Source organism: Pseudomonas sp. PSB18, assembly GCF_014596565.1.
Lineage (GTDB): Bacteria > Pseudomonadota > Gammaproteobacteria > Pseudomonadales > Pseudomonadaceae > Aquipseudomonas.
This window is the reverse complement of the sequence record NZ_NOIN01000003.1, coordinates 118,041-142,114: the sequence shown is the minus strand read 5'-3', so window position 1 is coordinate 142,114 and position 24,074 is coordinate 118,041. Positions and strand designations below refer to the sequence as shown.

General features: G+C 61.7%; 21 protein-coding genes and 2 tRNA genes. 5 read left to right on the top strand and 18 right to left on the bottom strand.

The genetic code is table 11. From position 1 onward, the window contains the following. Positions 1-15 precede the first annotated feature (15 nt). Positions 16-92: transfer RNA gene (locus tag CGA22_RS08340), tRNA-Met, on the bottom strand. 261 nt (positions 93-353) lie between these two features. Continuing rightward, a tRNA-Met gene (locus CGA22_RS08335) sits at positions 354-430 on the bottom strand. A gap of 282 nt (positions 431-712) precedes the next feature. Between CGA22_RS08335 and dinB the strand changes: the two genes are divergently transcribed. Further along, positions 713-1,774, top strand: coding sequence for a DNA polymerase IV (dinB, locus tag CGA22_RS08330; RefSeq protein ID WP_041023578.1), 1,062 nt, complete (start codon positions 713-715; stop codon positions 1,772-1,774). A gap of 42 nt (positions 1,775-1,816) precedes the next feature. Here the strand turns inward: dinB and CGA22_RS08325 are convergent, their stop codons facing one another. The 4 genes from CGA22_RS08325 to CGA22_RS08310 all read right to left on the bottom strand — a co-directional run bounded on the left by CGA22_RS08325 (position 1,817) and on the right by CGA22_RS08310 (position 6,617). Continuing rightward, the gene (locus CGA22_RS08325) at positions 1,817-2,770 is read right to left on the bottom strand and encodes a lipoprotein (RefSeq protein ID WP_041023577.1); all 954 of its coding nucleotides are present in this window, start codon (positions 2,768-2,770) and stop codon (positions 1,817-1,819) included. 17 nt (positions 2,771-2,787) lie between these two features. Continuing rightward, positions 2,788-4,503, bottom strand: coding sequence for a proline--tRNA ligase (locus CGA22_RS08320; RefSeq protein ID WP_188258542.1), 1,716 nt, complete (start codon positions 4,501-4,503; stop codon positions 2,788-2,790). Between the two features lie 129 nt (positions 4,504-4,632). Continuing rightward, a complete protein-coding gene (locus CGA22_RS08315; RefSeq protein WP_041022882.1) occupies positions 4,633-6,192 on the bottom strand; it encodes an AmpG family muropeptide MFS transporter in 1,560 nt (519 codons plus the stop codon). A gap of 44 nt (positions 6,193-6,236) precedes the next feature. Then, positions 6,237-6,617: an MGMT family protein gene (locus CGA22_RS08310; RefSeq protein WP_052435142.1), complete on the bottom strand. Its 381-nt coding sequence runs from the start codon at positions 6,615-6,617 to the stop codon at positions 6,237-6,239. A gap of 137 nt (positions 6,618-6,754) precedes the next feature. Between CGA22_RS08310 and CGA22_RS08305 the strand changes: the two genes are divergently transcribed. Beyond that, on the top strand, positions 6,755-7,762 hold the full coding sequence (locus CGA22_RS08305; RefSeq protein ID WP_041022880.1) for a DUF481 domain-containing protein: 1,008 nt from the start codon (positions 6,755-6,757) through the stop codon (positions 7,760-7,762). Positions 7,763-7,901: 139 nt separating this feature from the next. Here CGA22_RS08305 and CGA22_RS08300 read toward each other — a convergent pair whose 3' ends face one another. Then, complete coding sequence (locus CGA22_RS08300) at positions 7,902-8,111, bottom strand: cold-shock protein (RefSeq protein WP_024780123.1); 210 nt, start codon at positions 8,109-8,111, stop codon at positions 7,902-7,904. A 342-nt stretch (positions 8,112-8,453) separates the two neighbouring features. Here CGA22_RS08300 and dcd point away from each other — a divergent pair, with 342 nt between their 5' ends. Further along, a complete protein-coding gene (gene dcd, locus CGA22_RS08295; protein WP_017126297.1) occupies positions 8,454-9,020 on the top strand; it encodes a dCTP deaminase in 567 nt (188 codons plus the stop codon). Between the two features lie 102 nt (positions 9,021-9,122). Further along, a complete protein-coding gene (locus CGA22_RS08290; protein ID WP_041022879.1) occupies positions 9,123-9,329 on the top strand; it encodes a hypothetical protein in 207 nt (68 codons plus the stop codon). Between the two features lie 25 nt (positions 9,330-9,354). On the opposite strand, the gene pdeM is transcribed toward CGA22_RS08290, so the two are convergent. The 11 genes from pdeM to CGA22_RS08235 all read right to left on the bottom strand — a co-directional run bounded on the left by pdeM (position 9,355) and on the right by CGA22_RS08235 (position 23,307). After that, positions 9,355-10,011 carry a ligase-associated DNA damage response endonuclease PdeM gene (pdeM, locus tag CGA22_RS08285; RefSeq protein ID WP_188258541.1) on the bottom strand — a complete coding sequence of 219 codons (657 nt, stop codon included), beginning with the start codon at positions 10,009-10,011 and terminating at the stop codon, positions 9,355-9,357. Then, complete coding sequence (locus CGA22_RS08280; RefSeq protein WP_041022877.1) at positions 10,011-12,497, bottom strand: ligase-associated DNA damage response DEXH box helicase; 2,487 nt, start codon at positions 12,495-12,497, stop codon at positions 10,011-10,013. The genes pdeM and CGA22_RS08280 overlap by 1 nt, the downstream gene beginning before the upstream one ends. Before the next feature lie 119 nt (positions 12,498-12,616). After that, positions 12,617-13,381 (bottom strand): ABC transporter ATP-binding protein, encoded by a 765-nt coding sequence (locus CGA22_RS08275; RefSeq protein ID WP_041022876.1) that lies wholly within the window; start codon positions 13,379-13,381, stop codon positions 12,617-12,619. Positions 13,382-13,394: 13 nt separating this feature from the next. Further along, a complete protein-coding gene (locus tag CGA22_RS08270) occupies positions 13,395-14,513 on the bottom strand; it encodes a succinylglutamate desuccinylase/aspartoacylase family protein (protein ID WP_041022875.1) in 1,119 nt (372 codons plus the stop codon). 18 nt (positions 14,514-14,531) lie between these two features. After that, positions 14,532-15,242, bottom strand: coding sequence for an ABC transporter permease (locus CGA22_RS08265; protein ID WP_024780118.1), 711 nt, complete (start codon positions 15,240-15,242; stop codon positions 14,532-14,534). Further along, positions 15,239-15,967, bottom strand: a complete 729-nt coding sequence (locus tag CGA22_RS08260) for an ABC transporter permease (RefSeq protein WP_041022874.1) — start codon at positions 15,965-15,967, stop codon at positions 15,239-15,241. The genes CGA22_RS08265 and CGA22_RS08260 overlap by 4 nt, the downstream gene beginning before the upstream one ends. Before the next feature lie 57 nt (positions 15,968-16,024). Next, complete coding sequence (locus CGA22_RS08255) at positions 16,025-16,807, bottom strand: transporter substrate-binding domain-containing protein (protein ID WP_041022873.1); 783 nt, start codon at positions 16,805-16,807, stop codon at positions 16,025-16,027. Between the two features lie 375 nt (positions 16,808-17,182). After that, positions 17,183-18,871, bottom strand: a complete 1,689-nt coding sequence (locus CGA22_RS08250; RefSeq protein WP_041024517.1) for an ATP-dependent DNA ligase — start codon at positions 18,869-18,871, stop codon at positions 17,183-17,185. Continuing rightward, positions 18,868-19,893, bottom strand: coding sequence for a ligase-associated DNA damage response exonuclease (locus tag CGA22_RS08245; protein ID WP_041024516.1), 1,026 nt, complete (start codon positions 19,891-19,893; stop codon positions 18,868-18,870). Before CGA22_RS08245 ends, CGA22_RS08250 begins: the two co-directional genes overlap by 4 nt. Positions 19,894-20,039: 146 nt before the next feature. Further along, on the bottom strand, positions 20,040-22,490 hold the full coding sequence (locus tag CGA22_RS08240; protein WP_041024515.1) for a penicillin acylase family protein: 2,451 nt from the start codon (positions 22,488-22,490) through the stop codon (positions 20,040-20,042). Positions 22,491-22,662: 172 nt separating this feature from the next. Further along, positions 22,663-23,307 (bottom strand): glutathione binding-like protein, encoded by a 645-nt coding sequence (locus tag CGA22_RS08235; RefSeq protein WP_041024514.1) that lies wholly within the window; start codon positions 23,305-23,307, stop codon positions 22,663-22,665. Between the two features lie 156 nt (positions 23,308-23,463). On the opposite strand from CGA22_RS08235, the gene CGA22_RS08230 reads away from it, so the two are divergent. Beyond that, positions 23,464-24,021 (top strand): cysteine hydrolase family protein, encoded by a 558-nt coding sequence (locus CGA22_RS08230; protein ID WP_041024513.1) that lies wholly within the window; start codon positions 23,464-23,466, stop codon positions 24,019-24,021. Positions 24,022-24,074: the final 53 nt, after the last annotated feature.

Here is a 24,074-nt window from a genome sequence, read left to right as displayed (position 1 = left end):
GCCTTTCTTGATGTTTGGTTGCGGGAGCCGGATTTGAACCGACGACCTTCGGGTTATGAGCCCGACGAGCTACCAGGCTGCTCCATCCCGCGTCTGTGAGGCGGCATTCTACAGGCGAACGCTTGAGTGTCAACTGTTAAAAGGGAGCGGAGGCAAATTAATGACTGACACTTCCCTTCCCTGCTAAATGCCAGAAATTAAAAGGGAAATTGTCCTACAACTCCGGGGGCGTTGGCGTTGGCCAGCGTGACGGATGATTGCTCCCCAGGTGTGGCAAGGGAACGCAGCGAGGACGTTGTGAAAAAGACACGCGCACAAAAAAGGCCATTCTTTCGAATGGCCTTTCTTGATGTTGGTTGCGGGAGCCGGATTTGAACCGACGACCTTCGGGTTATGAGCCCGACGAGCTACCAGGCTGCTCCATCCCGCGTCTGTGAGGCGGCATTCTACAGAGGATCGCCAGGCTGTCAACCCTTGCGCTAGAAAAAACTGTTCCGCTTCAAGCGCTTAGCCACTCAAAAAGCATTGTGACTGTGCTGTGACGCAGGCGGGGCAAGGGCTGCGGCTCTATTGGGCGGTTCGATGCGATTGAAAAAATACATTTTACGTAGCCCTTTTCCAGGCTAAGCGTCGGATCTTTCAAACTACTGGTGCTATATACAGTTGCGGATGCGATACTGGCGGTCCGATTTGTCCCGCATCCCGCTTCTTTATGACGCAACGCAAAATCATCCACGTCGACTGCGATTGCTTCTATGCCGCCATCGAGATGCGCGATGACCCGCGGCTGGCCGGCAAACCCATGGCGGTCGGCGGTTCGGCGGATCGGCGGGGCGTGATCGCGACCTGCAATTATGAGGCGCGGGCCTACGGTGTGCGCTCGGCCATGTCCTCCGGGCACGCGTTGAAACTTTGCCCGGACCTGATCATCGTCAAGCCCAGAATGGATGCCTATCGCGAGGCGTCGAAGGAAATCCAGGGAATCTTCCGCGACTACACGGACCTGATCGAACCGCTGTCCCTGGACGAGGCCTACCTGGACGTTTCCGCCAGCGCCCATTTCGGCGGGAGCGCCACCCGCATCGCCCAGGACATTCGTCGGCGGGTATCCAACCAGTTGCATATCACGGTGTCCGCCGGTGTCGCCCCGAACAAGTTCCTGGCCAAGATTGCCAGTGACTGGAAAAAACCCAATGGCCTGTTCGTCATCACCCCGGACCAGGTCGAGGACTTCGTCTCGGCCCTGCCGGTCAGCAAGCTCCACGGCGTCGGCAAGGTGACGGCTGACAAGCTGAACAGGCTTGGAATTGTCGATTGCCTGCAATTGCGGCAGTGGGACAAGCTGGCGCTGGTGCGCGAATTCGGCAGTTTCGGTGAGCGACTCTGGAGTCTGGCCCGTGGGATCGATGAGCGTCTGGTGCACAATGACAGTCGACGTCAGTCCATCAGTGTGGAAAACACCTACGATATCGACCTGCCCGATCTGGTGAGCTGTCTCGATAAACTGCCGGAGCTGATGGAGACCCTGAGCGGGCGCATGGCGCGCATCGACAGTAGCTACCGGCCCGGCAAGCCATTCGTCAAAGTGAAATTCCACGACTTCACCCAGACCACCCTGGAGCAGGCAGGGGCAGGGCGGGACCTGGGCAGTTACCAGTCGCTGTTGACCCAGGCGTTTAACCGCGGCGCGAAGCCGGTGCGGTTGCTGGGGATCGGGGTACGGCTGGAGGATTTACGCGGTGGGTTCGAGCAGTTGGAGTTGTTTGAGCGGTGAAGCCCTGAGGGGATGCCCACAGAGCTTTTGGATAGATGTATTTCAGTGAGCGCCCGGATCCGCCACCAACCGTCCACCGCTCTTGGTCAGTGCCTTCATGAACTCGGCCTGCAGTTCCGGATCATTGCGGGTCAGTTCGATCAGGCTTTGTTCCAGCTCGCTGGCTTCTTCTTCCAGGCCCAGTTCCGACAGGCGCTTGACCCGATGAACCCACTGGCTCACCTCGTCGTCTTCCAGGTCGTCGTAGATCAATGCGTGGGCTTCCACCAGCTTGCTGCGCAGGGTGCTGCTGATGCTCAGGGATGAATCGGTATGCACCTCGTCCTGGGCATCGGTCACGCTGATCTGCAACTTGCCGAGCTGGCTCAGGTCCTGCTCGGCAAATGGGCTTTCCAGCAGATTGAGGCGCAGCACGCCATTGCGGTCGGTGCTCAGCTCGAACGTCTGCCGGGCGGCCTTGACCTCGACCGGGCGTTCGCTCCAGGGCAAGCTCGAGTGTTCCGTGCGTTTGTCTCGCTGGACTTCATCGATGCCCGCCAGGTTCTGTTGGGCGCGGCCATGGGAGGGGGCGTTCATGAACGGGTTCAGCCCGGCGATACCGTAGCTGAGCCAGTCATGGGTCACCGTCTCCGGCAGGTTGCCGAGGGCAAACACATTGACCACGTTCGCGCCGATGCCGGCAACCACCGCCACCGCGCCCAGCGGGATCTCGTAGATTTCCCGCCAGGGTTGGTACGGTGTGTAGCGATCGTAGCGACGCGTGACTTCGAATTCGGTGACTTCGAAGGTCTTCTGCTCATGGATCCGTACCCGGCGCTGCGGCAGGTCGAGCACCTTCGGTTCGCCCACATCGATCTGCAGGCTATGGTCGAGCAATTTACGCTCGACCCGCTCTTCGTGCTCGCTGCGTTGCGACATTTGGTTGGCACAGCCACTGACCAGCAGGGCGCCGCAGAGCGCGGCGCCACCGAGGCCTAAGGTGTTTCGCTTGAACATGACGTCTCTATCTGGTGTCAGCGGCGGATACGGGCCTGGAGGAAGGCGAGCACGTCGGCGACCGGCAGCGCTTGCGGCTCGGCCTCGGTGCGGCTCTTGTATTCCAGGTTGCCTTCGGCCAGGCCACGGTCACTGACGACGATCCGGTGCGGGATGCCGATCAGTTCCATGTCCGCAAACTTGATGCCGGGGCTGGTTTTCTTGTCGCGATCATCCAGCAGCACTTCAAAGCCGGCGGCCGTCAATTCGGCGTAGAGCTTGTCGGTGGCTTCGCGAACCAGGTCGGTCTCATAGCGCAGCGGCACCAGGGCAATCTGGAACGGCGCCAGGGTGTCGCTCCAGATGATCCCTTTCTCGTCGTTGTTCTGTTCGATGGCGGCTGCCACCACACGGGACACGCCAATGCCGTAGCAACCCATTTCCAGGGTGACCGGCTTGCCGTTCTCGCCCAGCACTTCGCACTTCATCGCCTTGCTGTACTTGTTGCCCAGCTGGAAAATGTGCCCGACTTCGATGCCGCGCTTGATTTCAAGCACGCCCTTGCCGTCCGGGCTCGGGTCGCCGGCCACGACGTTGCGCAGGTCGGCGATGGCCGGAACCGGCAGGTCGCGTTCCCAGTTCACGCCGAAATAGTGCTTGTCGTCGATGTTGGCGCCGATGGCGAAGTCGCTCATCAGTGCCACCGAGCGGTCGATGATGATCGGCAGCGGCAGGTTCAGCGGGCCGAGCGAGCCGGCGCCGGCACCGATGGCGTCGCGCAGTTCGGCGTCGGTGGCCATGACCAGCGGGCTGGCGACGCCTGGTTGGTTGGCAGCCTTGATTTCGTTCAGCTCATGATCGCCGCGGACGATCAGCGCAATCAGCTTGCCTTCTTCTTCGGCGCGGACGATCAGGGTCTTGATCGTGCGCTCGATCGGCAGGTTGTAGCCTTCCACGAGCTGGGCAATGGTCTTGGCGTTCGGGGTGTCCACCAGACGCAGCTCTTCCGATGGCGCAGGACGGGAAGTTTCCCGTGGCACGGCTTCGGCTTTCTCGATATTGGCGGCGTAATCGGAGCCGCTGCTGAAGACAATGTCGTCTTCGCCGGACTCGGCCAGTACGTGGAACTCGTGGGAGCCGGCACCGCCGATCGAGCCGTTGTCGGCTTCGACCGGACGGAACTTCAGGCCCAGGCGGGTGAACACGTTGCAGTACGCCTGGTGCATGCGGTCGTAGGTGACTTGCAGCGAGGCCAGGTCGGCATGGAAGGAGTAGGCGTCCTTCATGATGAACTCGCGACCGCGCATCAGGCCGAAGCGTGGACGGATCTCGTCACGGAATTTGGTCTGGATCTGGTACAGGTTGATAGGCAGCTGTTTATAGCTGCTCAACTCGTTGCGCATCAGATCGGTGATCACTTCCTCGTGGGTCGGGCCCGCGCAGAAATCACGGCCGTGACGGTCCTTGAGGCGCAGCAGTTCAGGGCCGTATTCTTCCCAGCGTCCCGACTCTTGCCACAACTCGGCCGGTTGGGTGCCTGGCATCAGCACTTCCAGGGCGCCGGCGGCGTCCATCTCTTCACGCACGATGGCTTCCACTTTGCGCATGACCCGCAGGCCCATCGGCAGCCAGGTGTACAGGCCCGAGGCGAGCTTGCGGATCATGCCGGCACGCAGCATCAACTGATGGCTGATCACGACGGCGTCGGAAGGCGTTTCTTTCTGTGTGGCGAGCAAAAATTGACTGGTGCGCATGGTTGGCCGTTGTCGGTTGCTGATGACGAGAAGTGACGGAGCATTGTACGGGCGAGATGCCCTGGCGTACAGGCGCGTGGCCGGTCGCCAGGTGCGAATGCCGGTTTCGCCGGCGCTTGCTGAAGTTTCCTACGACTCTTCCGCTGGCCGGGTGGGGGTCGGTTCCGGGGCGGTGGGTAGGTCCTGGCGGCGGTTCTCCTGGAACCAGTGCAGGGCGATCAGCAGCAGGGTCGGGACACCGAGCAGGGCGGTGATCAGGAAGAAGTTGTGATAGCCGAATTTCTCCACCATCACCCCGGAATAGCCACCGATCAAGCGTGGCAACAGCAGCATGATCGAGCTGAGCAAGGCATATTGGGTGGCGGAAAACTTCAGGTTGGTCAGGCTCGACAGGTACGCCACGAACGCCGAGGTGGCCAGGCCGGAGCTGAAGTTGTCGAGGGAAATGGTGACCACCAGCATCTTCAGGTTGGGGCCCATGTCGGCGAGCATCAGGAACAGGATGTTGGTGGCGGCCGAGGCCACGCCACCAATGAGCAGAATCGGCAGGATGCCGAAACGCACGATCAACAGGCCGCCCATGCCGGCGCCGACGAGCGTCATGATCAGCCCGAAAATCTTGCTGACACTGGCGATCTGGTCTTTGGTGAAGCCCTGGTCGATGTAGAACACGTTGGCCATGACACCCATGACCGTGTCGGACATCCGGTACGTGGCGATCAGCCCGAGCAGCAACAAGGCCTGCCAGCGGTAGCGCAGGATGAAGTCGTTGATCGGCGTGAGCACCGGCGCCAGGCCACGACGGCCCATGGCCGACAGGCACATGGCCGTCAGGAGGATATAGAGAATGGCCCGCAGGAAGGCGCGGTCTTCGAGCAACAGGTCGAGCAGGCTGACCCCCTCGAACAGCACGCTGGCGAAGTCGGTGTTATAGAGCTGGGTGAACATCGCCGGGACTGACACCAGCAACACGATCAGCACGAACACCGATGCCAGTTGATGCACGAAGGTATAGCGCCCGGCCTGCAATTGCGTACGCAGCGGCACCGGCGGTTCGCGCATGAACAGCGATGTAAGCAATGCCGGGACCATCAACACGCCGAACAGCAGATACGTACCGGCCCAGGCCGAGTGCTTGTAGCTGAAGCCGGTGGAGCCGAAACCCTCGGCGAAGAACAGTGCGCCGGCGGTCGCCAGCAGTGCGGCGACCCGGTAGCCGGACATGTAGCTGGCGGCAAGGGCGGCCTGGCGGGTGTCATCGACGATTTCCAGGCGATAGGCATCGACCGCGATGTCCTGGGTGGCCGAAGCGAACGCCACGAGCACGGCAATGGCGATCAACCATGAGAGATGTTTCTGCGGGTCGCAGAAACCCATGCCGACCAGGCCGAGGATCACCAGGCCCTGGGAAAGCACCAGCCATGATCGGCGACGCCCGAGTTTGCCCAGCACCGGCAGGCGCCATTGGTCGAGCAGCGGTGACCAGACCCATTTGAAGGCGTAGGCCAGGCCGATCAGACTCGCGTAGCCGATGGTTTCACGCGCCACCCCGGCCTCGCGCAACCAGACCGAAAGCGTGGAAAACACCAGCATGTAGGGCAAGCCGGCAGCGAAGCCAAGCAGCAACAGCACGAGCGTCGAAGGACTGGCATAGGCGGCGAGGGCGGCGCGCCAGGTTTTACGGGGCATGGGCTGGAGTCTGCCTCAAAAATTGCGAAAACAAAGCGCGCACTCTAACCGCTGTGCTCTACCGGGCGCCAGCCATGGCACCGAATATCAACACGATTATTCAGGATACTGATCCCTTCCATGCGCAGGCGTGCGCGTTGTTCGTCCCCTGAGACGCTGCCTGCCGGCAGGCTGATCCGACCACCGGCGCCCAATACCCGATGCCAGGGCAGGCTGGTGTCGTCGGGCAGTTGACTGAGCGTGCGGCCCACCCAGCGTGCCGCCCGGCCCAGGCCGGCCATCTCGGCGAGTTGGCCATAGGTGACGACTTTTCCGGGCGGTACTTGCGCAAGGGTCAGGTAGAGCGTGGTGCGGCGTACCTGCGCGGCGTCGTCGGGGCCCACTGGAATATCGGTCACGGGTAGGGTTCCTAAGGAAAAGTACATGTCCGTTCGTAGGTTTATTCTGGCAGAGCCGATTGAGAAATGAACTCATCCCCCATCCTCGGGTCAGTCCTTGCTGAGGTGTCGTCCTGGGGGATAATGCCGCCTTTTCACCGCAAACCTGAGCTCTTTATACGCTTATGTTGTCCAGAACCCTGCTCTGCCTGGCTGTTGCCAGCGCCTCCACGCCCTTGCTCGCCGATACCGTCTGGTTGAAGAACGGTGACAAACTCAGCGGCAAGATTACCGTTTTCGATGGCGGCAAATTGTTGATCCAGACCGACTATGCCGGCGCCGTTCCCATCGACTGGAAACAGGTCAAGACCCTTGAAAGCGACCAACAGTTGCTGGTCAAGCAGGACGCCTACACCGGTGAGAAAGCCAAGGCCCTGCACGCCGCCGAGGACGGCAAGGTGACCCTGGCCAACGGTGACGCGCCCAAGACCGTCGAGCTGGCCAGTATCCAGCAGATCCTCAAGCCCAAGCCGGTGGTCGAGGATCTGGTGTGGAAAGGCAATGTCGATGCCGCAATGGATTACCAGCGCGCGGAAAAAGATGTCGACGACTACGACATCGATTTCAAGACGACAGCCCGCCACGGTCGCTGGCGGCACACCGCCGAGGGCGAATACAACCGCGAATTCCAGGACGACGTGGTCTCCACCGACAACTGGAAACTGGAGTATTCCCTTGATCGCTTCCTGACGGACAAATGGTTCTGGCAGGGGCGCCTGAATTACAAGCGTGACAAGGTCGAAGACCTGGCCCGCCAGCGAGTGGTGGGTACCGGTCCTGGCTACCAGTTCTGGGATGACGAATTGGGCGCGTTCTCGCTGGGTTCGCTGTTGAACCGCACCGATTACGAGTACCAGGACGGGGGCAAGGACAACTTCTATTCCGTCGCCATGAAGTGGGATTACAACCGCTATCTCGTCGGCAAGCGTGTCGAGTTCTTCACCAATGGCGAAGTGGGCAAGCCGCTGTCCGGCGTTGCGGAGTACGCCTATGACGCGGAGATGGGCTTGCGCTACAAGGTCACCGATTGGGCCTCGCTCAACCTCAAGGCCGAGAAGGACGTGATTGAAGGTTCCGAGGACAGTGACTTGAGCAAGACGCGCTACACCGCCGGGTTTGGCGTGACCTGGTAAGCCCCCCGGGCAGAAATAGCCCCTGTGGGAGCGAGCCCGGAGCAGGCTCGCTCCCACAGTTTTTTTGTGCCGGCAAAAACTTACAGGCACAAAAAAGCCCCGCTTTTGAGGGCGGGGCTCTTTACTAAAGCAGGAACAGTTAGATAACTGTTACTTCTTCAGCTTGCATGCCTTTCTGACCGCGGGTAGCGACGAAAGAAACCTGTTGGCCTTCTTTCAGGCTTTTGAAGCCGTCGGATTGGATAGCTTTGAAGTGTACGAACAGATCGTCACCGGATTGTGGGGTGATGAAGCCGAAGCCTTTTTCATCGTTGAACCACTTAACGGTACCGGTTTGGCGATTAGACATGGTGTAACTCCTTGAACAAAGATAACTGCGACTCAGGAAGAACCCTGATCGAGACTGAGTGCAAAGAGCAGGAAAAATTCTTGTAGATGGTTGGATCGAAATTCAACATATCGTGTAGAGATTCTCAGTGACACAAGCAACACAGTGACGCCACCTTAACCCTTTTTCCGAAACGTGCCAATGGTCTTTGCAAAGGTTTCTCGATTTTGGTGACTGGCGGGCGGCCATGCGCAGGAAAATAGGGTGGGTCGGCGAGAATTGCTTCACGCGCTTTGAACCCTGCCGCTCGCCCCGGTAAGATGCCGGACAGTTTTCTCCACCTCGCTATTCAGGACACCCGCCATGAGCATCAAATCGGACAAGTGGATTCGCCGCATGGCGCAAGAGCACGGCATGATCGAGCCCTTCGTAGAGCGCCAGATGCGTGGCGAAGGCGCCGACCGACTGATTTCCTTCGGCGTCTCCAGCTATGGCTACGACGTGCGCTGCGCCGACGAATTCAAGGTGTTCACCAACATCAACTCGGCCACCGTCGACCCGAAGAATTTCGACGAGAAGAGTTTTGTCGACATCAAGAGCGACGTCTGCATCATCCCGCCGAACTCTTTCGCCCTGGCCCGCACCGTCGAGTACTTCCGCATCCCGCGCAACGTGCTGACCATCTGCCTGGGCAAGAGCACCTATGCCCGTTGCGGCATCATCGTCAACGTCACGCCGCTGGAACCGGAGTGGGAAGGCCACGTGACCCTGGAATTCTCCAACACCACGACCCTGCCGGCGAAGATCTATGCCAACGAAGGTGTGGCGCAGATGCTGTTCCTCGAATCCGATGAAGAATGCGAAGTGTCCTACAAGGACCGAGGCGGCAAGTACCAGGGCCAGCGTGGTGTGACACTTCCACGCACCTGATTCTGACGAACAGTGGGAATTCCTGAGCGGGCAGACACTCTATTGCGTGTACTGCCCGTTTTTTTGCGTCAGCGCAGCGGGCCTTCGCTCAGGAGTTGCTCTATGAAGATCGATCCGCGAATCAGTGCCGAACTGGCAAGGCTTGAGCCCAATCAGATCGGCGTCATGGCCTGGTCCCTGCTGGCCCACCCTGCCGAAGCGGCAGGCGGTATTCCTGGTCAGCCCGATCCCGACACCCCCAATGAACAACCCACCGAGCCGGGCGAACCGACCCTGCCGGACGAGCCGCCTCCTGCGCCCGTTGCCTGATCAGAATATGGCCCGTTAGCGATCTTCAGCTAACGGGCCATATTTCGTTATCGCCAATGACAAAAATCCTGCAGTCGTTGTCCTGCTCGACCCGATAGCCGCCGGTGAAGGCGCCGAAGGCCGGTAGCAGGCTTAGGTCGCTGCCCAGCCGGAAGCACGCCAGGCGCAGGCGCTGCCGGCCCTTTCCGCTCAGGTGATACACCGGGTGTACATGACCGGCCAGCACATGGCGGCTCGGGTGCGGGTCAGGCTCGTGTTGTACCGCGAAGGGCCCGAGCAGCAGAGGTTCTGGTACGACGCGAATGTTCAGCGAGGGTGGTGGGTCGCCGGCGTGTTTGTCGTGGTTGCCGCGAATCAGCGTCATGGCCAGGTGCGGATGCCTGTCACGCCATTCGGAAAGGGCCTTCAAGGTGCCTGGCGCGTGGGAGCCAGGGCCGTGGAGAAAATCCCCGAGGAAGATCAGCTGTCGACATGGCAGGTGCGCCAGTAATCCGTCCAGGATCGTGATGTTGCTGGCGGTGGTGCCGTGGGGGACCGGTTGGCCGAGGCTGCGATAGGCGGCGGCCTTGCCGAAATGCACATCTGCCACCATCAGGGTCTCCTGGGCGGGCCAGTAGAGGGCTTTTTCCGGCAGCAACCAGAGCTCTTCACCGGCCAGATTGACAGGATAAGGCGCGGGCATCAGGCGTCACCCCGATCGGCGGTTTTTTCCAGCTCGCTGACCATCCGCCGGATACGATCGGCAAGTTTTTCCGAGCTCATGCTTTCCCTGAACCGCTCCACCAGCAACGGGAAGCCCAGCGGAGTGGGGCGCTTGATGATGTGCAGGTCCAGCTTCAAGGTATTGAGGCGTTCCAAGGTCTGCTCCAGGCGACGTATATCCAGTTCTTCACGCAAGACTTCTTCCCCGGCCTGGGCCAGCAAGAGGTTGTCGGCGTCGTATTGCTTGAACACTTGAAAGAACAACCCGCTGGAGGCCTGGACCTGCCGGGTGCTTTTCGGTGCGCCGGGGTAGCCGGCGAAGACCAGGCCGGCGATCCGGGCGATTTCGCGAAAGCGTCGAAGGGCCAACTCGCCGGCGTTCAGGCTGGCGAGTACGTCGGCCAGCAGGTTGTCGGTGCTCAAGAGCGCGGGGTTCAGGTAGTGCGACCAATCCAGCGCCGTGGCGCTGAGCAACTCCAGACCGTAGTCGTTGACCGCAATGGAAAAGGTCACCGGTTCTCGCTGGCTGACGCGCCAAGCCAACAGGCTCGCCAACCCCAGGTGCACCTGGCGTCCGGCAAACGGGTACAGGAACAGGTGCCAGCCTTCCCGGGATTTCAAGGCTTCGGCCAGCAATGACGTTTGCGTGGGCAGGCCGGACCAGCGCTGCTGGGTCAGCAACAAGGGCTGCACGGCTTGCATCTCCGGGCCCTCGAAGCGGCCATTGGCGGCTTCGCTCAGGCGTGCCACGACGGCGGCGGCCAGCTCGTTGGAAAGCGGCATCCGCCCGCCGTTCCAGCGCGGCACGGCGGCTTTTTTCGCCTGGCTGCGGCGCACGTAGGCGGTCATGTCTTCGACCCGGACCAGCTCCAGCAAGCGTCCGGCGAACAGGAAGCCATCCCCCGGCCGCAGGCGGGCAATGAAGCCTTCCTCCACGCTGCCCAGGGTCTTGCCGCCACCGCCCTTGCTCCAGAATTTCAACTGCAGGCTGGCATCGCTGACGATGGTGCCGATGCTCATGCGGTGACGCCGGGCCAGGCGTGCATCAGGGACTCGCCAGATGCCGTGCTCGTCCGGCTCGACCCGACGGTAATCGGGGTAGGCGGTCAACGACAGGCCACCATGGCGCACAAAGGCCAGGGCCCAAGCCCACTCCGCTTCGTTCAGGTCACGGTAGGCCCAGGCGCCGCGCACTTCCCGGTACAGCTCAGCGGGTACGAAGCCGCCACCCAAGGCCATGCTGACCAAATGTTGCACCAGCACATCCAGAGGCTTGTGAGGCGATTCGCGAGGTTCGATGCGCCGCTGGGCCACGGCATCCTGGGCAGCGGCGGCCTCGATCAGTTCCAGGCTGTGGGTCGGCACCAGGGTGATCCGCGAGGTTCGCCCCGGCGCGTGACCGGAGCGCCCGGCGCGTTGCATCAATCGCGCCACGCCCTTGGCCGAGCCGATCTGCAACACCCGCTCGACGGGCAGAAAGTCCACGCCCAGGTCCAGGCTGGACGTGCACACCACCGCCTTGAGTTGACCGTCCTTGAGCGCGCGTTCGACCCAATCCCGGGTATCGCGGGACAGCGAGCTGTGATGCAGCGCGATCAGCCCGGCCCAGTCCGGGCGAGCCTCAAGGAGTGCCTGATACCAGATTTCGGATTGCGCCCGGGTGTTGGTAAAGACCAGGCAACTGCTGCTGGCGTCGATTTGCGCGATGACCTGGGGCAGCATTTTCAGGCCGATATGCCCGGCCCACGGAAAACGTTCGAGGGCGGGGGGCAGCAGGGTATCGACCCGCAACGTTTTGTCATTGGCCCCTTGGACGCTGATCCCGTTGCCCTGGGGGATCAGCACCTGCTCGGCATGGGCCTGGTTACCCAAGGTGGCGGACACGCCCCAGACGATGAGCTCGGGATGCCAGTGCCGCAGCCGCGCCAACGCCAGCTGCAATTGCACGCCTCGCTTGTTGCCCAGCAGTTCATGCCATTCGTCCACCACGACCATCCGCAGTGTCGCCGTCGCCGTTTGCGCATCGGCCCGGGCGAGCATCAGGGTCAGGCTTTCGGGGGTGGTGATCAGTGCCGTGGGTAAGCGCCGGCCCTGGCGGACCCGTTCGTTGGCGCTGGTATCGCCGGTGCGCAGGCCAACACTCCAGGGAATCTGCAGTTCCGCCAACGGTGTTTCGAGGGCTTTGCCCGTGTCGGCGGCCAGCGCACGCATCGGCGTGATCCACAGGACGGTCAGCGGTTCGGCCGCAGGTTTGCGTTTGCGCGGTTTATCCGGGGGCGGGGCGGTGCGGGCGAAACGGTTGAGGGCGGCAAACCACACCGCGTAGGTCTTGCCGGCTCCGGTGTTGGCGTGCAGCAACCCGGACTCCCCACGCTTGACCGCGGCCCATACCTGTTTCTGAAAGGCGAACGGCTTCCAGCCGCGGGCGCTGAACCATTGGTTTGCGAAGTTGCTGGATGTCGCCATGCCTGCCGCGTGCGCCCTGGAAGTCCTCTTTCAGTGACCACGGCGGCAGGGGAAAGGTTTAAATAGGCGAATAGAGTTGCCGCAGATAGCCCTGCAGAACCCTGTTCCGGTATAGGGTTCTATTTCAGATTGCCACTGAGAAACTGCTTCAGCCGCTCGCTCTTCGGGTTGCCCAGCACGTCTTCCGGCGCGCCTTCTTCTTCCACCCGACCCTGGTGCAGAAAGAGCACCTGGTTCGAGACTTTGCGGGCGAAGCTCATTTCGTGGGTCACCATGATCATGGTCCGGCCTTCTTCGGCCAGCCCCTGGATGACCTTCAAGACTTCCCCTACCAGTTCCGGGTCAAGGGCCGAAGTCGGTTCGTCGAACAGCATCACCTCCGGTTCCATCGCCAGGGCACGGGCGATGGCCACGCGTTGCTGCTGGCCGCCGGACAGGAACGCCGGGTACTGCTCGGCCACGCGCGGCGCCAGGCCGACCTTGTCGAGGTAGCGACGGGCGCGTTCATCGGCTTCCTGCTTGCTGATGCCCAGCACCCGGCGTGGCGCCATGGTGATGTTTTCCAGCACGGTCATGTGGCTCCACAGGTTGAAGTGCTGGAACACCATGGCCAGGCGCGTGCGGATGCGTTGCAGTTCATCGGCGTCGGCCACGTGCATGCCGTGGCGGTCCTTGATCATCTGGACCGACTGGCCGTCCAGGCTCATGGCACCGTCGTTGGGTTGTTCCAGGAAATTGATGCAGCGCAGGAAGGTACTCTTGCCCGAGCCGCTGGCGCCGATCAGGCTGATGACATCGCCCGTCTTGGCCTTGAGCGAAACGCCCTTGAGCACCTCATGTTCGCCGTAGCTTTTATGCAGGCCTTCGATGGTCAGTTTGTACATGGAACAGGCATCCTCAAGGCGAAAGTAGGTAGCCGCTGCGATAGGCTTCGGCGCCGGCGACGTGGGCGATGACCATCCCGGCGGTGGCCATGCGGCGCAGCGAGCGGGCATACATCAGCCCGGCATTGCAGCAGTGAACGGGGGTAACGGTGTCGTTGACCGGGTCGATGATTTCCGCCACCAATTGACCGGCCTCCAGGTACTCGCCCGGCAGGGCACTGTAGACCAGCAGCCCACCCACCGGGGTCGCCACCGGCTCGACGCCGGCCAGCGGTGTGGCTGGATAAGGCAGCTCCGGCAGGGGCACCGGTTCGCCATCGATGGCGCCGTAATGGATCAGGTATTCGATCAGGGCCTGACAGTCGAGACTCGCCAACCCATGGTTGACGTCGCCCTGGCCGCGCAATTCGACGGTGACCGAAAAGCTGCCCAGGGGAATCTCGAAGCGTTCGCCGAAACGCTCCTTGAGTTGCCACCAGAGCAGGGTGAAGCATTCATCGAACGACTGGCCACCCGAGTCGGTGGCCAACAGGCTGGCCTCGGCGCCGATGTAGCGGGCCAGCGGCTCGACCTGGGGCCAGGCTTCCGGCGTGGTGTAGAGGTGCGCCACGGCTTCGAAATCGCAATGCAGGTCCAGCACCATGTCGGCGTCGCAGGCCAGCCGTTGCAGGACCAGGCGCTGGGACTGCAGTTGCGTGGAAGCGGCCTGCCGGGCAAGGGCATCGCGCAGGCTGGTGCGGATCAGCATCACGTTGTGCTGCGGATCCTGGGTGAGCAGGTCTTCGATCTCGTTGCCGACTTCCTCGCTCAGGTCGAGAAAGCGACGGTTGAAGTTTTGCCCGCTTTCCAATTCGTAGCGACCCAGTGGCACGTCCATCAACACTTGTTCGAGGCCGATGGGGTTGGCCACGGGCACCAGGACGATTTCGTGTCGCAGGTGGCCGGATGCTTCAAGCTCCGCCAGGCGTTGCTTGAGATGCCAGGCCACCAGCATGCCGGGTAGTTCATCGGCATGCAGGGACGACTGGATATAGATTTTTCCGACGGCTTTTTCCGGGCCGAAGTGAAAACTGTGGATCTTGCGTGCGGTCCCCGGCAGCGGGGCCAGCAAGTCATGGATCTGGTGGCGCATTTGCTTGTGTGTCCTGGACTAATGAGTCGGCCCGAGAAAGGCCAGCCAGCGGCGCTCGGCGAGGCGGAAGAGGCCTACCAGTGCGAAGGTGACGGTCAGGTAGATCAACGCGGCGATCCCGAACGACTGGAAGGTCAGGAAGGTAGCCGAGTTGGCATCCCGGGCCACTTTCAGCACGTCTGGAACGGTAGCGGTGAACGCCACGGTCGTCGAGTGCAGCATCAGGATCACTTCGTTGCTGTAGTAAGGCAGCGAACGCCGCAGTGCCGAAGGCATGATCACATAGGCATACAGCTTCCAGCCGGTCAGGCCGTAGGCTTTGGCCGCTTCGACTTCGCCGTGGTTCATGCTGCGGATCGCCCCGGCAAAGATCTCCGTGGTGTAGGCGCAGGTGTTCAGGGCGAAGGCCAGGATCGTGCAGTTCATCGCATCGCGAAAGAAACTGTCGAGCAGGGGTTGGGCGCGCACCGCCGCGATGCTGTAGATACCGGTGTAGCAAATCAGCAGCTGGATATAGAGCGGTGTGCCGCGGAACAGGTACGTGTAGAACTGCACCGGCCAGCGCACGGAGCGCTTGGGCGAAACCCGGGCGATGGACAGCGGGATCGAGACCAGGAAGCCGATCAGCAGAGAAGCGCTGAGCAGCCACAGGGTCATCGCCAGGCCAGTGACGTTGACGCCGTCGCTGTAGAGGAACGGCCGCCAGTATTCTTGTAGAAGCTCGATCATCGCACCGCCTCCCGTGCTCCGGCGGCGTAGCGGCGTTCAAGCCTGCGCAGAATGAAGTTGGAGGCGCTGGTAATCAGCAGGTAGATCAGCGCGGCCAGTACCAGGAAGTAAAACAATTGATAGGTGCTCTTGCCCGCATCCTGGGCCGCCTTGACCAGATCGGCCAGGCCGATGATCGACACCAGCGCGGTGGCCTTGAGCATCACCATCCAGTTATTGCCGATACCCGGCAGGGCAAAGCGCATCATTTGCGGAAACACCACGAAGCGGAAACGCTGGCCACGCTTGAGGCCATACGCGGTGGCGGCTTCGACCTGGCCCCTTGGCACCGCAAGGATCGCGCCGCGAAAGGTCTCGGTGAAGTACGCGCCATAGATGAAGCCCAGGGTAATCACCCCGGCGCCGAATGGGTCGATCTCGATGTATTCCCATTCCATGAAGTCGGTAAAAGAGGTCAGCCAGGTTTGCAGGCTGTAGAAAATCAGCAGCATCAGCACCAGGTCCGGCACGCCGCGAATCAGCGTGGTGTAGAGCTGGGCCGGGATTCGCAGCAGTTTGACCGGGGACAGCTTGGCGCTGGCGCCCAGCAGGCCGAGCAAGATGCTCAATAATAGCGACAGGGCCGCCAATTTGATGGTCATCCAGGTGCCTTGCATCAGCAGCGGGCCAAAGCCCTGCAGGCTGAAGGCGGAGAGCCCCAGATTTTGTAGGAGTTGTTCGAGCATGGAAGAGGCCTTTGGCAGTCAAAAAGCGCCCATCCGTAATCGGATGGGCGCCACGCATTATTTGCCGCTGTACAGATTCAGATCGCCAAAGTGTTTTTTCTGGATTTCGGCGTATTTGCCGTCGTCGTGTAACGCTTTGATACCTTTATCCAAAAGAGCCTTCAGCTCTTTGTTACCTTTGTTGATACCGATGGCCGTCTTGGCCGGCAGCAGTTCGCTGTCCACCGGTTTGCTGACTTCATAGTCGGCGCCCTTCGGCGACTTCATGAAGCCCAGCTCGGCTTGCAGCATGTCCTGGATCGCCGCATCGAGGCGACCGGAGGTCAGGTCGGCATAGACCTGGTCCTGGTTGGCGTAGGCCTGGGTCTTGACGCCGGCCTTGTCCAGCACGGCCTTGGCGTAGGCTTCCTGGATTGTGCCTTGTTCATAGCCGACGGTCTTGCCTTTGAGCGAAGCGATGTCTGCGCTCAGGCCCGAACCTTTCTTGAACACATAAGCCGTTGGGCCGGAGAACAGCTCGCTGGAGAAGTCGATGACTTTCTCACGGGCCGGGGTCACGGTCATGGACGAGATCACGCCGTCGAATTTCTTCGCCTTGAGGCCCGGGATCATGCCGTCGAAATCGCTTTCGACCCACTTGCATTTGACCTTCAGTTCTTCGCAGATCGCATTGCCCAGGTCGATATCGAAACCTACCAGGCTGCCATCGGCTGCCTTGGATTCAAATGGGGCATAGGACGGGTCGACACCAAAACGCAGTTCCTTGTATTCCTTGGCCGTGGCGGCGCCGGCGGCCATGCACAATGCCAGTGCAGAAAGGGTCAGCAGTGCTTTTTTCATTATCGAGTCCCTAAAACCATGATGGGCGCTTGTGGCGCAGAAGTTTTGTTACCGGTGAAGGTGAGAACGGTATGACGGCACAAAGATAGCAATTTCCGAACCAAGGTGCCGAACAGGCGTTTTAAAAAGCTTCGTCGGCAGGTTGCGGAACGCGTTGGTGCGCGAAGGAGATCGTACAACAAAAGGTGCACCGGGATGGTGCTCTGTAGGGTCGGCCAGGAGCATGTTCTGTGGCGAGGGGATTTATCCCCGCTGGGGCGCGTAGCGGCCCCAACCCCAGCAACTCGGTGTGCCAGCCTGTGTCTGGAGGGGGGCCGCTTCGCAGCCCAGCGGGGATAAATCCCCTCGCCACAATTGATAGTGCAGCCAGAGAGGTTATTTCAGCAGATCCTGGAGCGTTGCCAGGGTATCGGCCTCGTCAACGGTCTTGTCCTGGCGCCAGCGCAGCATTCGCGGAAAGCGCACCGCGATCCCGCTCTTGTGGCGCTTGGACAAGGCAATGCCTTCGAAACCCAACTCGAAGACCAGGGTGGGCGTGACACTGCTGACCGGACCGAACTTCTCCACGGTAGTCTTGCGCACGATGCTGTCGACCTGGCGCATTTCTTCATCGGTCAGCCCCGAGTAGGCCTTGGCGAACGGCACCAGGCTGCGCTCGCGGCTGCCCGGCGGGTTGTCCCATACGGCGAAGGTGTAGTCGCTGTACAGGCTGGCGCGTCGGCCATGACCGCGCTGGGCGTAGATCAGCACGGCGTCGACGCTGAACGGATCGATTTTCCATTTCCACCACACGCCCATGTCTTTGGTCCGGCCGACGCCGTACAGCGCGTTGCGTGCCTTGAGCATCATGCCTTCGACGCCGAGGCTACGGGACGCTTCGCGCTGCCGGGCGAGGTCGAGCCAGTCCTGGCCGGAGACGATCGGCGACGGCAGCAGTACCGGGCTTCGGGAGTCTGCAATCAGCGCCTCCAATTGCTCACGGCGCTCGGCCTGGGGACGGCTGCGCCAATCCTCTCCTTGCCATTCCAGGAGGTCGTAGGCCATCACCACCACGGGCGCGTCTTCGAGGACTTTTTTGCTCAGGGTCTTGCGGCCGATGCGCTGTTGCAGCAGGGCGAACGGTTGTACGGCCGGTTGCAGCGGTGCATCGGCATCGAAGGTCTCCTCGGTCACCGGTTGCGAGGTTTTCCAGACCACGATTTCGCCGTCGATCACCGTGCCGTCGGGCAGCACCGATGCCAGGGCGTGCAATTCAGGGAAGCGCTCGGTCACCAGCTCTTCGCCCCGGGACCAGACCCATAGATGGCCATCGCGCTTGATCACCTGGGAGCGGATGCCATCCCACTTCCATTCCACTTGCCAATCACTGGCCGGCCCCAGCAGCGTGTCGAACTGCTCTACCGGGGCGGACAAGGCGTGGGCCAGGAAAAACGGGTACGGCTGACCGCCGCGCTGAGCATGCTCATCCTCGGATTCGGCGGCAATCAACTTGAGATATCCCTCGGCCGTCGGGCGATGGGACAGGTCGGTGTAACCCACCAGGCGCTGGGCGACTCGTTTGCTGTCGAGCCCGGCCATTCCGGCCAGGGCCCGGGTCACCAGCAGCTTGGACACCCCGACACGGAAACTGCCGGTGATAAGCTTGATGCAGAGCATCAGGCTCGAGCGGTCGAGTTGGGCCCACAAGGTGGGTAGCTGTCGCGCCAATACCTCAGGCGTCTCGCCGCGCAGCGGCAGCAGTTTCTCTTCTATCCACAGCGCCAGTCCGTCGGCAGAGGTGTGGGGGGACTCCGGCAACACCAGGGAAATGGTTTCGGCGAGGTCGCCCACGGCCTGATAACTTTCTTCGAACAGCCAGGGCGACAAACCGGACACCTGTACGGCCAGGTCCCGGAGGATTTTCACCGGCACCAGTTGCCGGGGGCGGCCACCGGACAGGAAGTACACGGCCCACGCTGCGTCTTGGGGCGGAGCCTGGGTAAAGTAGCGTTGCATGGCGGCCAGCTTGGCATTGCTGGAGGTGGTGGCGTCCAGGTCGGCGTAGAGTTCGGCGAAGGCTTTCACGATGCGTCCTCGCCAGTGGCGGCGATGACGTCTTCTTCATCGTCGCCGTACTCGGTGCTGAAACCCTGGGCATCGAGGCCGAGCTCGCACAAATGCCGCACCAGCACACCCACCGACCCGTGCGTGACCATGACCCGCTCGGCGCCGGTCTGTTCGATGGCCCAGAGCAGGCCGGGCCAGTCGGCGTGATCGGAAAGCACGAAGCCCCGATCCACGCCACGCCGCCGTCGAGTGCCCCGCAGGCGCATCCAGCCGCTGGCGAAAGCATCGCTGTAGTCGCCGAAACGGCGCATCCAGGTGCTGCCACCGGCCGACGGCGGGGCGATGACCAGGGCCTGGCCCATGATCGGGTCGTTTTTCTTGATGTCACCGGCATAAATCGTCGGCGGCAAATGAACCCCTGCCTCACGGTAGACCCGGTTCAACGGCTCCACCGCCCCGTGAGCCAGAATCGGGCCCAGGCTGGCGTCGATGCCATGGAGAATCCGCTGGGCCTTGCCGAAGGAATAGCAGAACAGCACGCTGGCCCGGTTGGCGGCGATGTTTGCGCGCCACCACTGATTGATCTCAGCGAATATCTGCGCCTGGGGCTGCCAGCGATAGATGGGCAGGCCGAACGTGGATTCGGTGATGAATGTATGACACTTCACCGGCTCGAACGGCGTGCAGGTGCCGTCGGGTTCGACTTTGTAATCCCCGGATGCCACCCAGACCTCACCTTCATGTTCCAACCGTACCTGGGCCGATCCCAGCACGTGGCCGGCGGGGTGAAAACTCAAGGTCACACCGTGATGTCGCAGGCGCTCGCCGTAGGGCAGGGTCTGCAGATTGATATCGTGGCCCAGTCGCGAGCGCAGAATGCCTTCACCCGGGGCGGCTGCCAGGTAGTGTTGATTTCCGCCGCGGGCATGGTCACCGTGGGCATGGGTGATGACTGAGCGCTCAACCGGACGCCAGGGGTCAATGTAAAAATCCCCGGGCGGGCAATACAGGCCTTCGGGGCGGGCAATGACAAGATCCATGCAATCACCGGGGCGATGGGCTTGTCAGGTAGAGACGATGGCGGGAAGAGAAGTTCTATCGGGTTTGGGTACGACAAGATCAGGAGACAAGATAGACAAATGTGGCGAGGGGATAAATCCCCTCGCCACAGGGAGGAGTATTGCTGTTACTTACCCGGCACCAGGGTCAACCGAGCCTTGCCATACGCCCGGTCAAAGTTCTGCGGTTGCAGCGGCAGGTTCTGGTACTGCCCCTTGATCCACGGATCGATGCCGATGAGGTAGTTGGGGCTGGCCGCGTTGCCTGACTGGCCGATACCGCCCTGGACCATCAACGGTTCGGGTTGGCCGAAATCGACGATAAAGCGCATGTCCGGCGCCTGTGTGGTGTTGAAATCCTGGCCCCAGGCGAATGCCGCAACGTTGAGCGTGGTGGCATCGCCGCCGGCCGATAGCGGGCCACGTACGACCTGGCCGCTGCCGTTTTTCCACGCGTAGCTGTGCAATTTGCCCCACTGCCAGGCCTTGTGGTCACCGCCCAATTGGCTGTCACCGGCGCTGATGGTCGCCGCAAGACTGCGGGCGAGGATAACGGCCTTGTCTTCTTTTTGCGGGGTACGCACGTCATCCCAGAACGGGCTGTCTTCGCGACCCAGCAAGTGATCGGCCTGGGCCGAATAGGACAGTTGGCCGTTGGCAACCAGCGCTTTCCACGCCGGGCTGCTTTCCGGGCCCAGTTCGTCGAGGAAAATCTGCTTCATGCTTTCTTGCAGGAACAGTTCATAGAGGGCCGCGTCGGCGGAGGTCGGGTTGAGCCGGCCATCGAACGCCATCAGGCGGGTATAGGCTTCGCGGGCCTTGGCCCGGTCAGCCACTGGCAGGGCTTCGATGGCCTGTTTGAGAGGCTGGGCCATGCCAGGGGCTTCAAAGACTTTCTTGAGCTTGGCCGCGAACGTCGTGACCTGGTCGTATTGCATGGCGGTCAGGCTGCGGACGTCGTGTTTGCTGGCGCCGGCCAGTTCGGCCAGGCGCTCGCCACGTTCCGGTGCGGCCCAGGAGTTGGACAACTGCATGCCGTAGCCGTGGGGAATGACCCGCTGGTTGGCGTTACCCAGCCAGCCCTGGCTCGGATCCTGATCGTAGGGGTGCGCCATCGGATCGGCGTAGCCCTCCCAGTCGTAGCGCCCGTCCCAGCCCGGCGACGGCAACAGGCCTTCGCCTTCACGGCGGTTCGGATAGCGCCCGGTGACTTGCCAGCCGATGTGGCTGGCGTCGGCAAACACCAGGTTCACCGCCATGGCCCGGATTTCACGGCTCGCATCGGAGGCTTTCTCGGCGTTCTGAGCCCGGGACAGGTCGAAGAACGCGTCTAGGGTCTTGTCGTCGGTGAAGCCCGGCGTCTGCAAGGCCAGGCCGAAGCCATTGGCCATGGTCGGCCCCTGGACGCTGTTGAGCAGTGGGCCATGACGGGTTTCGTACACGGCTTCGCGAATCGACCGCTGACCTTTGACGAAGTAGGTTTCGTTGCGCACCGTCGCCGGCTGCCATTTGCCGTTGACCTCGTAGGATAAGCCATTGCCCTGGCGTCGGATTTTCTCCAGGAACAGGTCCTGGTTGTCCCCCTGCACACTGCTCATGCTCCAGGCCACGTCACCGTTGTAGCCCGCCAGAATCAGGGGAATACCGGCCACGGAGACCCCGGCCGCCTGATACTTGGGCGCGCGGATCTGCACCACGCTCCACAACGACGGCACGCTCAGCGGTCCATGGCTGTCGCTCGCCAGCAGGCTCTTGCCGTTGCGGCTGCGTTGCGGGGCCATGGCCCAGCTGTTCGAAGACGTGGCACCCAACAGGTTCAGTTCGGTCAACTGGCGGGTGGCGTTGTTGATTTCGTTCAGGCCCGGGATCTGGCCGTTGAGCCGGACACCCTGGAACTTGTCGGCTTCGCCCTGGGGCAGGGGTTCGTCCGGGTAGGAAGGGTTCAGCCAGGCCAGTTTGTCCTGGCTGACCGTCTGGGCCATGACCAGGGCCGCGATTTCTTCCGGCAGGTTGGCCGACTGGGTGAAGTTCAGCAGGCAGAACATCAGCGCCGAATCTTCCGGTTTCCAGTACTCGGGCTTGTAACCGGTGGCGGCCAGGTCCGTCGGCAGTTTGTCGCGGTAGCGGAACAGGTAGGCGTTGACGCCGCGGGCGTAGACTTCGAAGAAGCGCTTGAGCCGCGGCGAAGAGGCCTTGTACAGCTCATCGGCACTTTTCTTCAGATTGACCGCACGCATGTAGCGGTCGACGTCCAGCCGTTCGGCCCCGGACATTTCCGCCAGTCGGCCCTGGGCCAGCAGGCGCATGGTCACCATCTGGGTGATGCGGTCGCTGGCGTGGACATAGCCGAGGGCGAACAACGCATCATGGAAGCTGTTGCTCTCGATCAGCGGCATGCCCATGGCATTGCGCCGAACCGAGACGTTCTGCGCCAGCCCCTTGAGTGGTTGCACGCCGGAAGTCGGTGGGACAGTGTCCTGGGTATTCCAGGCCTGGCAACCGCTCAAACCGAGCACACTGGCCACGGCGGCAGCACAGCCGAGCCGGGGAAAGAAGAAATTAGAGGCTGGCGAGGCCATGACGAAGCTCCTGCGGGAGGGGGGCGGCAAATAAAGGCGCTACGTTAGTGAGCAGGAGGGGGCCGCGCAAGCCGGCGCGGGGGTTATTTGTGGATTTGGCGATGAAACCCCGTACTCGACGGTACGCCTGGTTATCTGTGGCGAGGGGATAAATCCCCTCGCCACAGGTTGCTCAGGGCTTTGGTGGATTGATCTTATCCACCAGCGCATAGGCCCTTACCGTGGCCGGGCGCTCCTTGATGCGATTGAACCAACGCTGCAGGTTCGGGAAGTCCTCCAGGCGCTGGCTTTGCCATTGGTGGGACACCGTCCAGGGGTAGATCGCCATGTCGGCGATGCTGTACTCGCTGCCCGCCACGAAATCGCGGTCTGCCAGGCGTCGATCCAGCACGCCATACAGGCGAGCGGTTTCGTCGACATAGCGCTTGATCGCGTAGGGAATCTTTTCCGGAGCGAACCGGCTGAAGTGGTGATTCTGTCCGGCCATCGGCCCCAGGCCGCCCATCTGCCAGAACAGCCATTGCAGGGCTTCCTGTCGTCCGCGCAGGTCCTGTGGAATGAAACGACCGGTTTTTTCTGCCAGGTACAGCAGGATCGCGCCTGACTCGAACAGCGAGATCGGCTCGCCACCGTCGGCGGGCTCAGGGTCGACGATGGCCGGAATGCGGTTGTTGGGGGCGATCTTCAGGAAATCCGGTTTGAATTGTTCGCCCTGGCCGATGTTGACCGGATGTACTTTGTAGGGCAGGCCGGCCTCTTCGAGGAACAGCGAGATTTTATGGCCGTTGGGGGTGGTCCAGTAATACAAGTCGATCATGGAAGGCTCCAGATGAGACAGCGTGATGGGTGGACAACAAACGACGGCAGGAGGTTGTCCTCTTTTGCCCGAAGGCTTGCCTGTGGAAAGAGGTGATGTTCCAGTGTGGGAAATTCAATGACCGGGCAAGCGAAAAAACGGAATGGAGTGATAGAGATGGAGCTAGAAAGCAATGCAGCGTTGGTCCTCATCGATCAACAGAAAGGTATCCTGCATCCCAGGCTCGGTCCTCGCAACAACCCCGAGGCAGAGCTGCGCATGCTCGAACTGCTGGCTTTCTGGCGAGATTCGGCGCGGACGGTGATCCATGTCCATCACCTGTCCCGCTCGCCGGATTCGGTGTTCTGGCCAGGGCAGCAGGGAGTGGAAGTCCAGGAGCGGTTCGAACCGCAGGAAGGGGAGTGGCTGATCCACAAGGACGTGCCGGACGCGTTCTGCGCCACTCACCTGGAGGCTGACTTGCGTCAGGCGGGGATCGGACAACTGGTGATCGTCGGCGTGGCGACGAACAACTCGGTGGAGTCCACGGCGCGTACGGCAGGCAACCTGGGCTTCGACACCTGGGTGGCCGAGGACGCCTGTTTCACCTTCGACAAGGCCGATTATTTCGGCCGGGCCCGTTCGGCCGATGAGGTGCACGCCATGTCGCTGGGCAACTTGCACGGCGAGTATGCGACGGTGGTCAGTGTGAAGCGGGTTCTGGAGGCGGGCTGACAAGGCCGCGCTGGATGTGTCGGCCTCATCGCGAGCAGGCTCGCTCCCACAGG

Excerpts from the sequence above, each read along its gene's own strand:
- CGA22_RS08265 (WP_024780118.1), bottom strand. The coding sequence starts at position 15,242 with ATGATCGAGCTTCTACAAGAATACTGGCGGCCGTTCCTCTACAGCGAC.
- CGA22_RS08305 (WP_041022880.1), top strand. The coding sequence starts at position 6,755 with ATGTTGTCCAGAACCCTGCTCTGCCTGGCTGTTGCCAGCGCCTCCACG.
- CGA22_RS08260 (WP_041022874.1), bottom strand. The coding sequence starts at position 15,967 with ATGCTCGAACAACTCCTACAAAATCTGGGGCTCTCCGCCTTCAGCCTG.
- CGA22_RS08235 (WP_041024514.1), bottom strand. The coding sequence starts at position 23,307 with ATGATCGACTTGTATTACTGGACCACCCCCAACGGCCATAAAATCTCG.
- CGA22_RS08240 (WP_041024515.1), bottom strand. The coding sequence starts at position 22,490 with ATGGCCTCGCCAGCCTCTAATTTCTTCTTTCCCCGGCTCGGCTGTGCT.
- CGA22_RS08270 (WP_041022875.1), bottom strand. The coding sequence starts at position 14,513 with ATGCGCCACCAGATCCATGACTTGCTGGCCCCGCTGCCGGGGACCGCA.
- CGA22_RS08245 (WP_041024516.1), bottom strand. The coding sequence starts at position 19,893 with ATGGATCTTGTCATTGCCCGCCCCGAAGGCCTGTATTGCCCGCCCGGG.
- CGA22_RS08320 (WP_188258542.1), bottom strand. The coding sequence starts at position 4,503 with ATGCGCACCAGTCAATTTTTGCTCGCCACACAGAAAGAAACGCCTTCC.
- pdeM (WP_188258541.1), bottom strand. The coding sequence starts at position 10,011 with ATGCCCGCGCCTTATCCTGTCAATCTGGCCGGTGAAGAGCTCTGGTTG.
- CGA22_RS08275 (WP_041022876.1), bottom strand. The coding sequence starts at position 13,381 with ATGTACAAACTGACCATCGAAGGCCTGCATAAAAGCTACGGCGAACAT.
- CGA22_RS08290 (WP_041022879.1), top strand. The coding sequence starts at position 9,123 with ATGAAGATCGATCCGCGAATCAGTGCCGAACTGGCAAGGCTTGAGCCC.
- CGA22_RS08255 (WP_041022873.1), bottom strand. The coding sequence starts at position 16,807 with ATGAAAAAAGCACTGCTGACCCTTTCTGCACTGGCATTGTGCATGGCC.
- dcd (WP_017126297.1), top strand. The coding sequence starts at position 8,454 with ATGAGCATCAAATCGGACAAGTGGATTCGCCGCATGGCGCAAGAGCAC.
- CGA22_RS08325 (WP_041023577.1), bottom strand. The coding sequence starts at position 2,770 with ATGTTCAAGCGAAACACCTTAGGCCTCGGTGGCGCCGCGCTCTGCGGC.
- CGA22_RS08315 (WP_041022882.1), bottom strand. The coding sequence starts at position 6,192 with ATGCCCCGTAAAACCTGGCGCGCCGCCCTCGCCGCCTATGCCAGTCCT.
- CGA22_RS08300 (WP_024780123.1), bottom strand. The coding sequence starts at position 8,111 with ATGTCTAATCGCCAAACCGGTACCGTTAAGTGGTTCAACGATGAAAAA.
- dinB (WP_041023578.1), top strand. The coding sequence starts at position 713 with ATGACGCAACGCAAAATCATCCACGTCGACTGCGATTGCTTCTATGCC.
- CGA22_RS08310 (WP_052435142.1), bottom strand. The coding sequence starts at position 6,617 with ATGTACTTTTCCTTAGGAACCCTACCCGTGACCGATATTCCAGTGGGC.
- CGA22_RS08280 (WP_041022877.1), bottom strand. The coding sequence starts at position 12,497 with ATGGCGACATCCAGCAACTTCGCAAACCAATGGTTCAGCGCCCGCGGC.
- CGA22_RS08230 (WP_041024513.1), top strand. The coding sequence starts at position 23,464 with ATGGAGCTAGAAAGCAATGCAGCGTTGGTCCTCATCGATCAACAGAAA.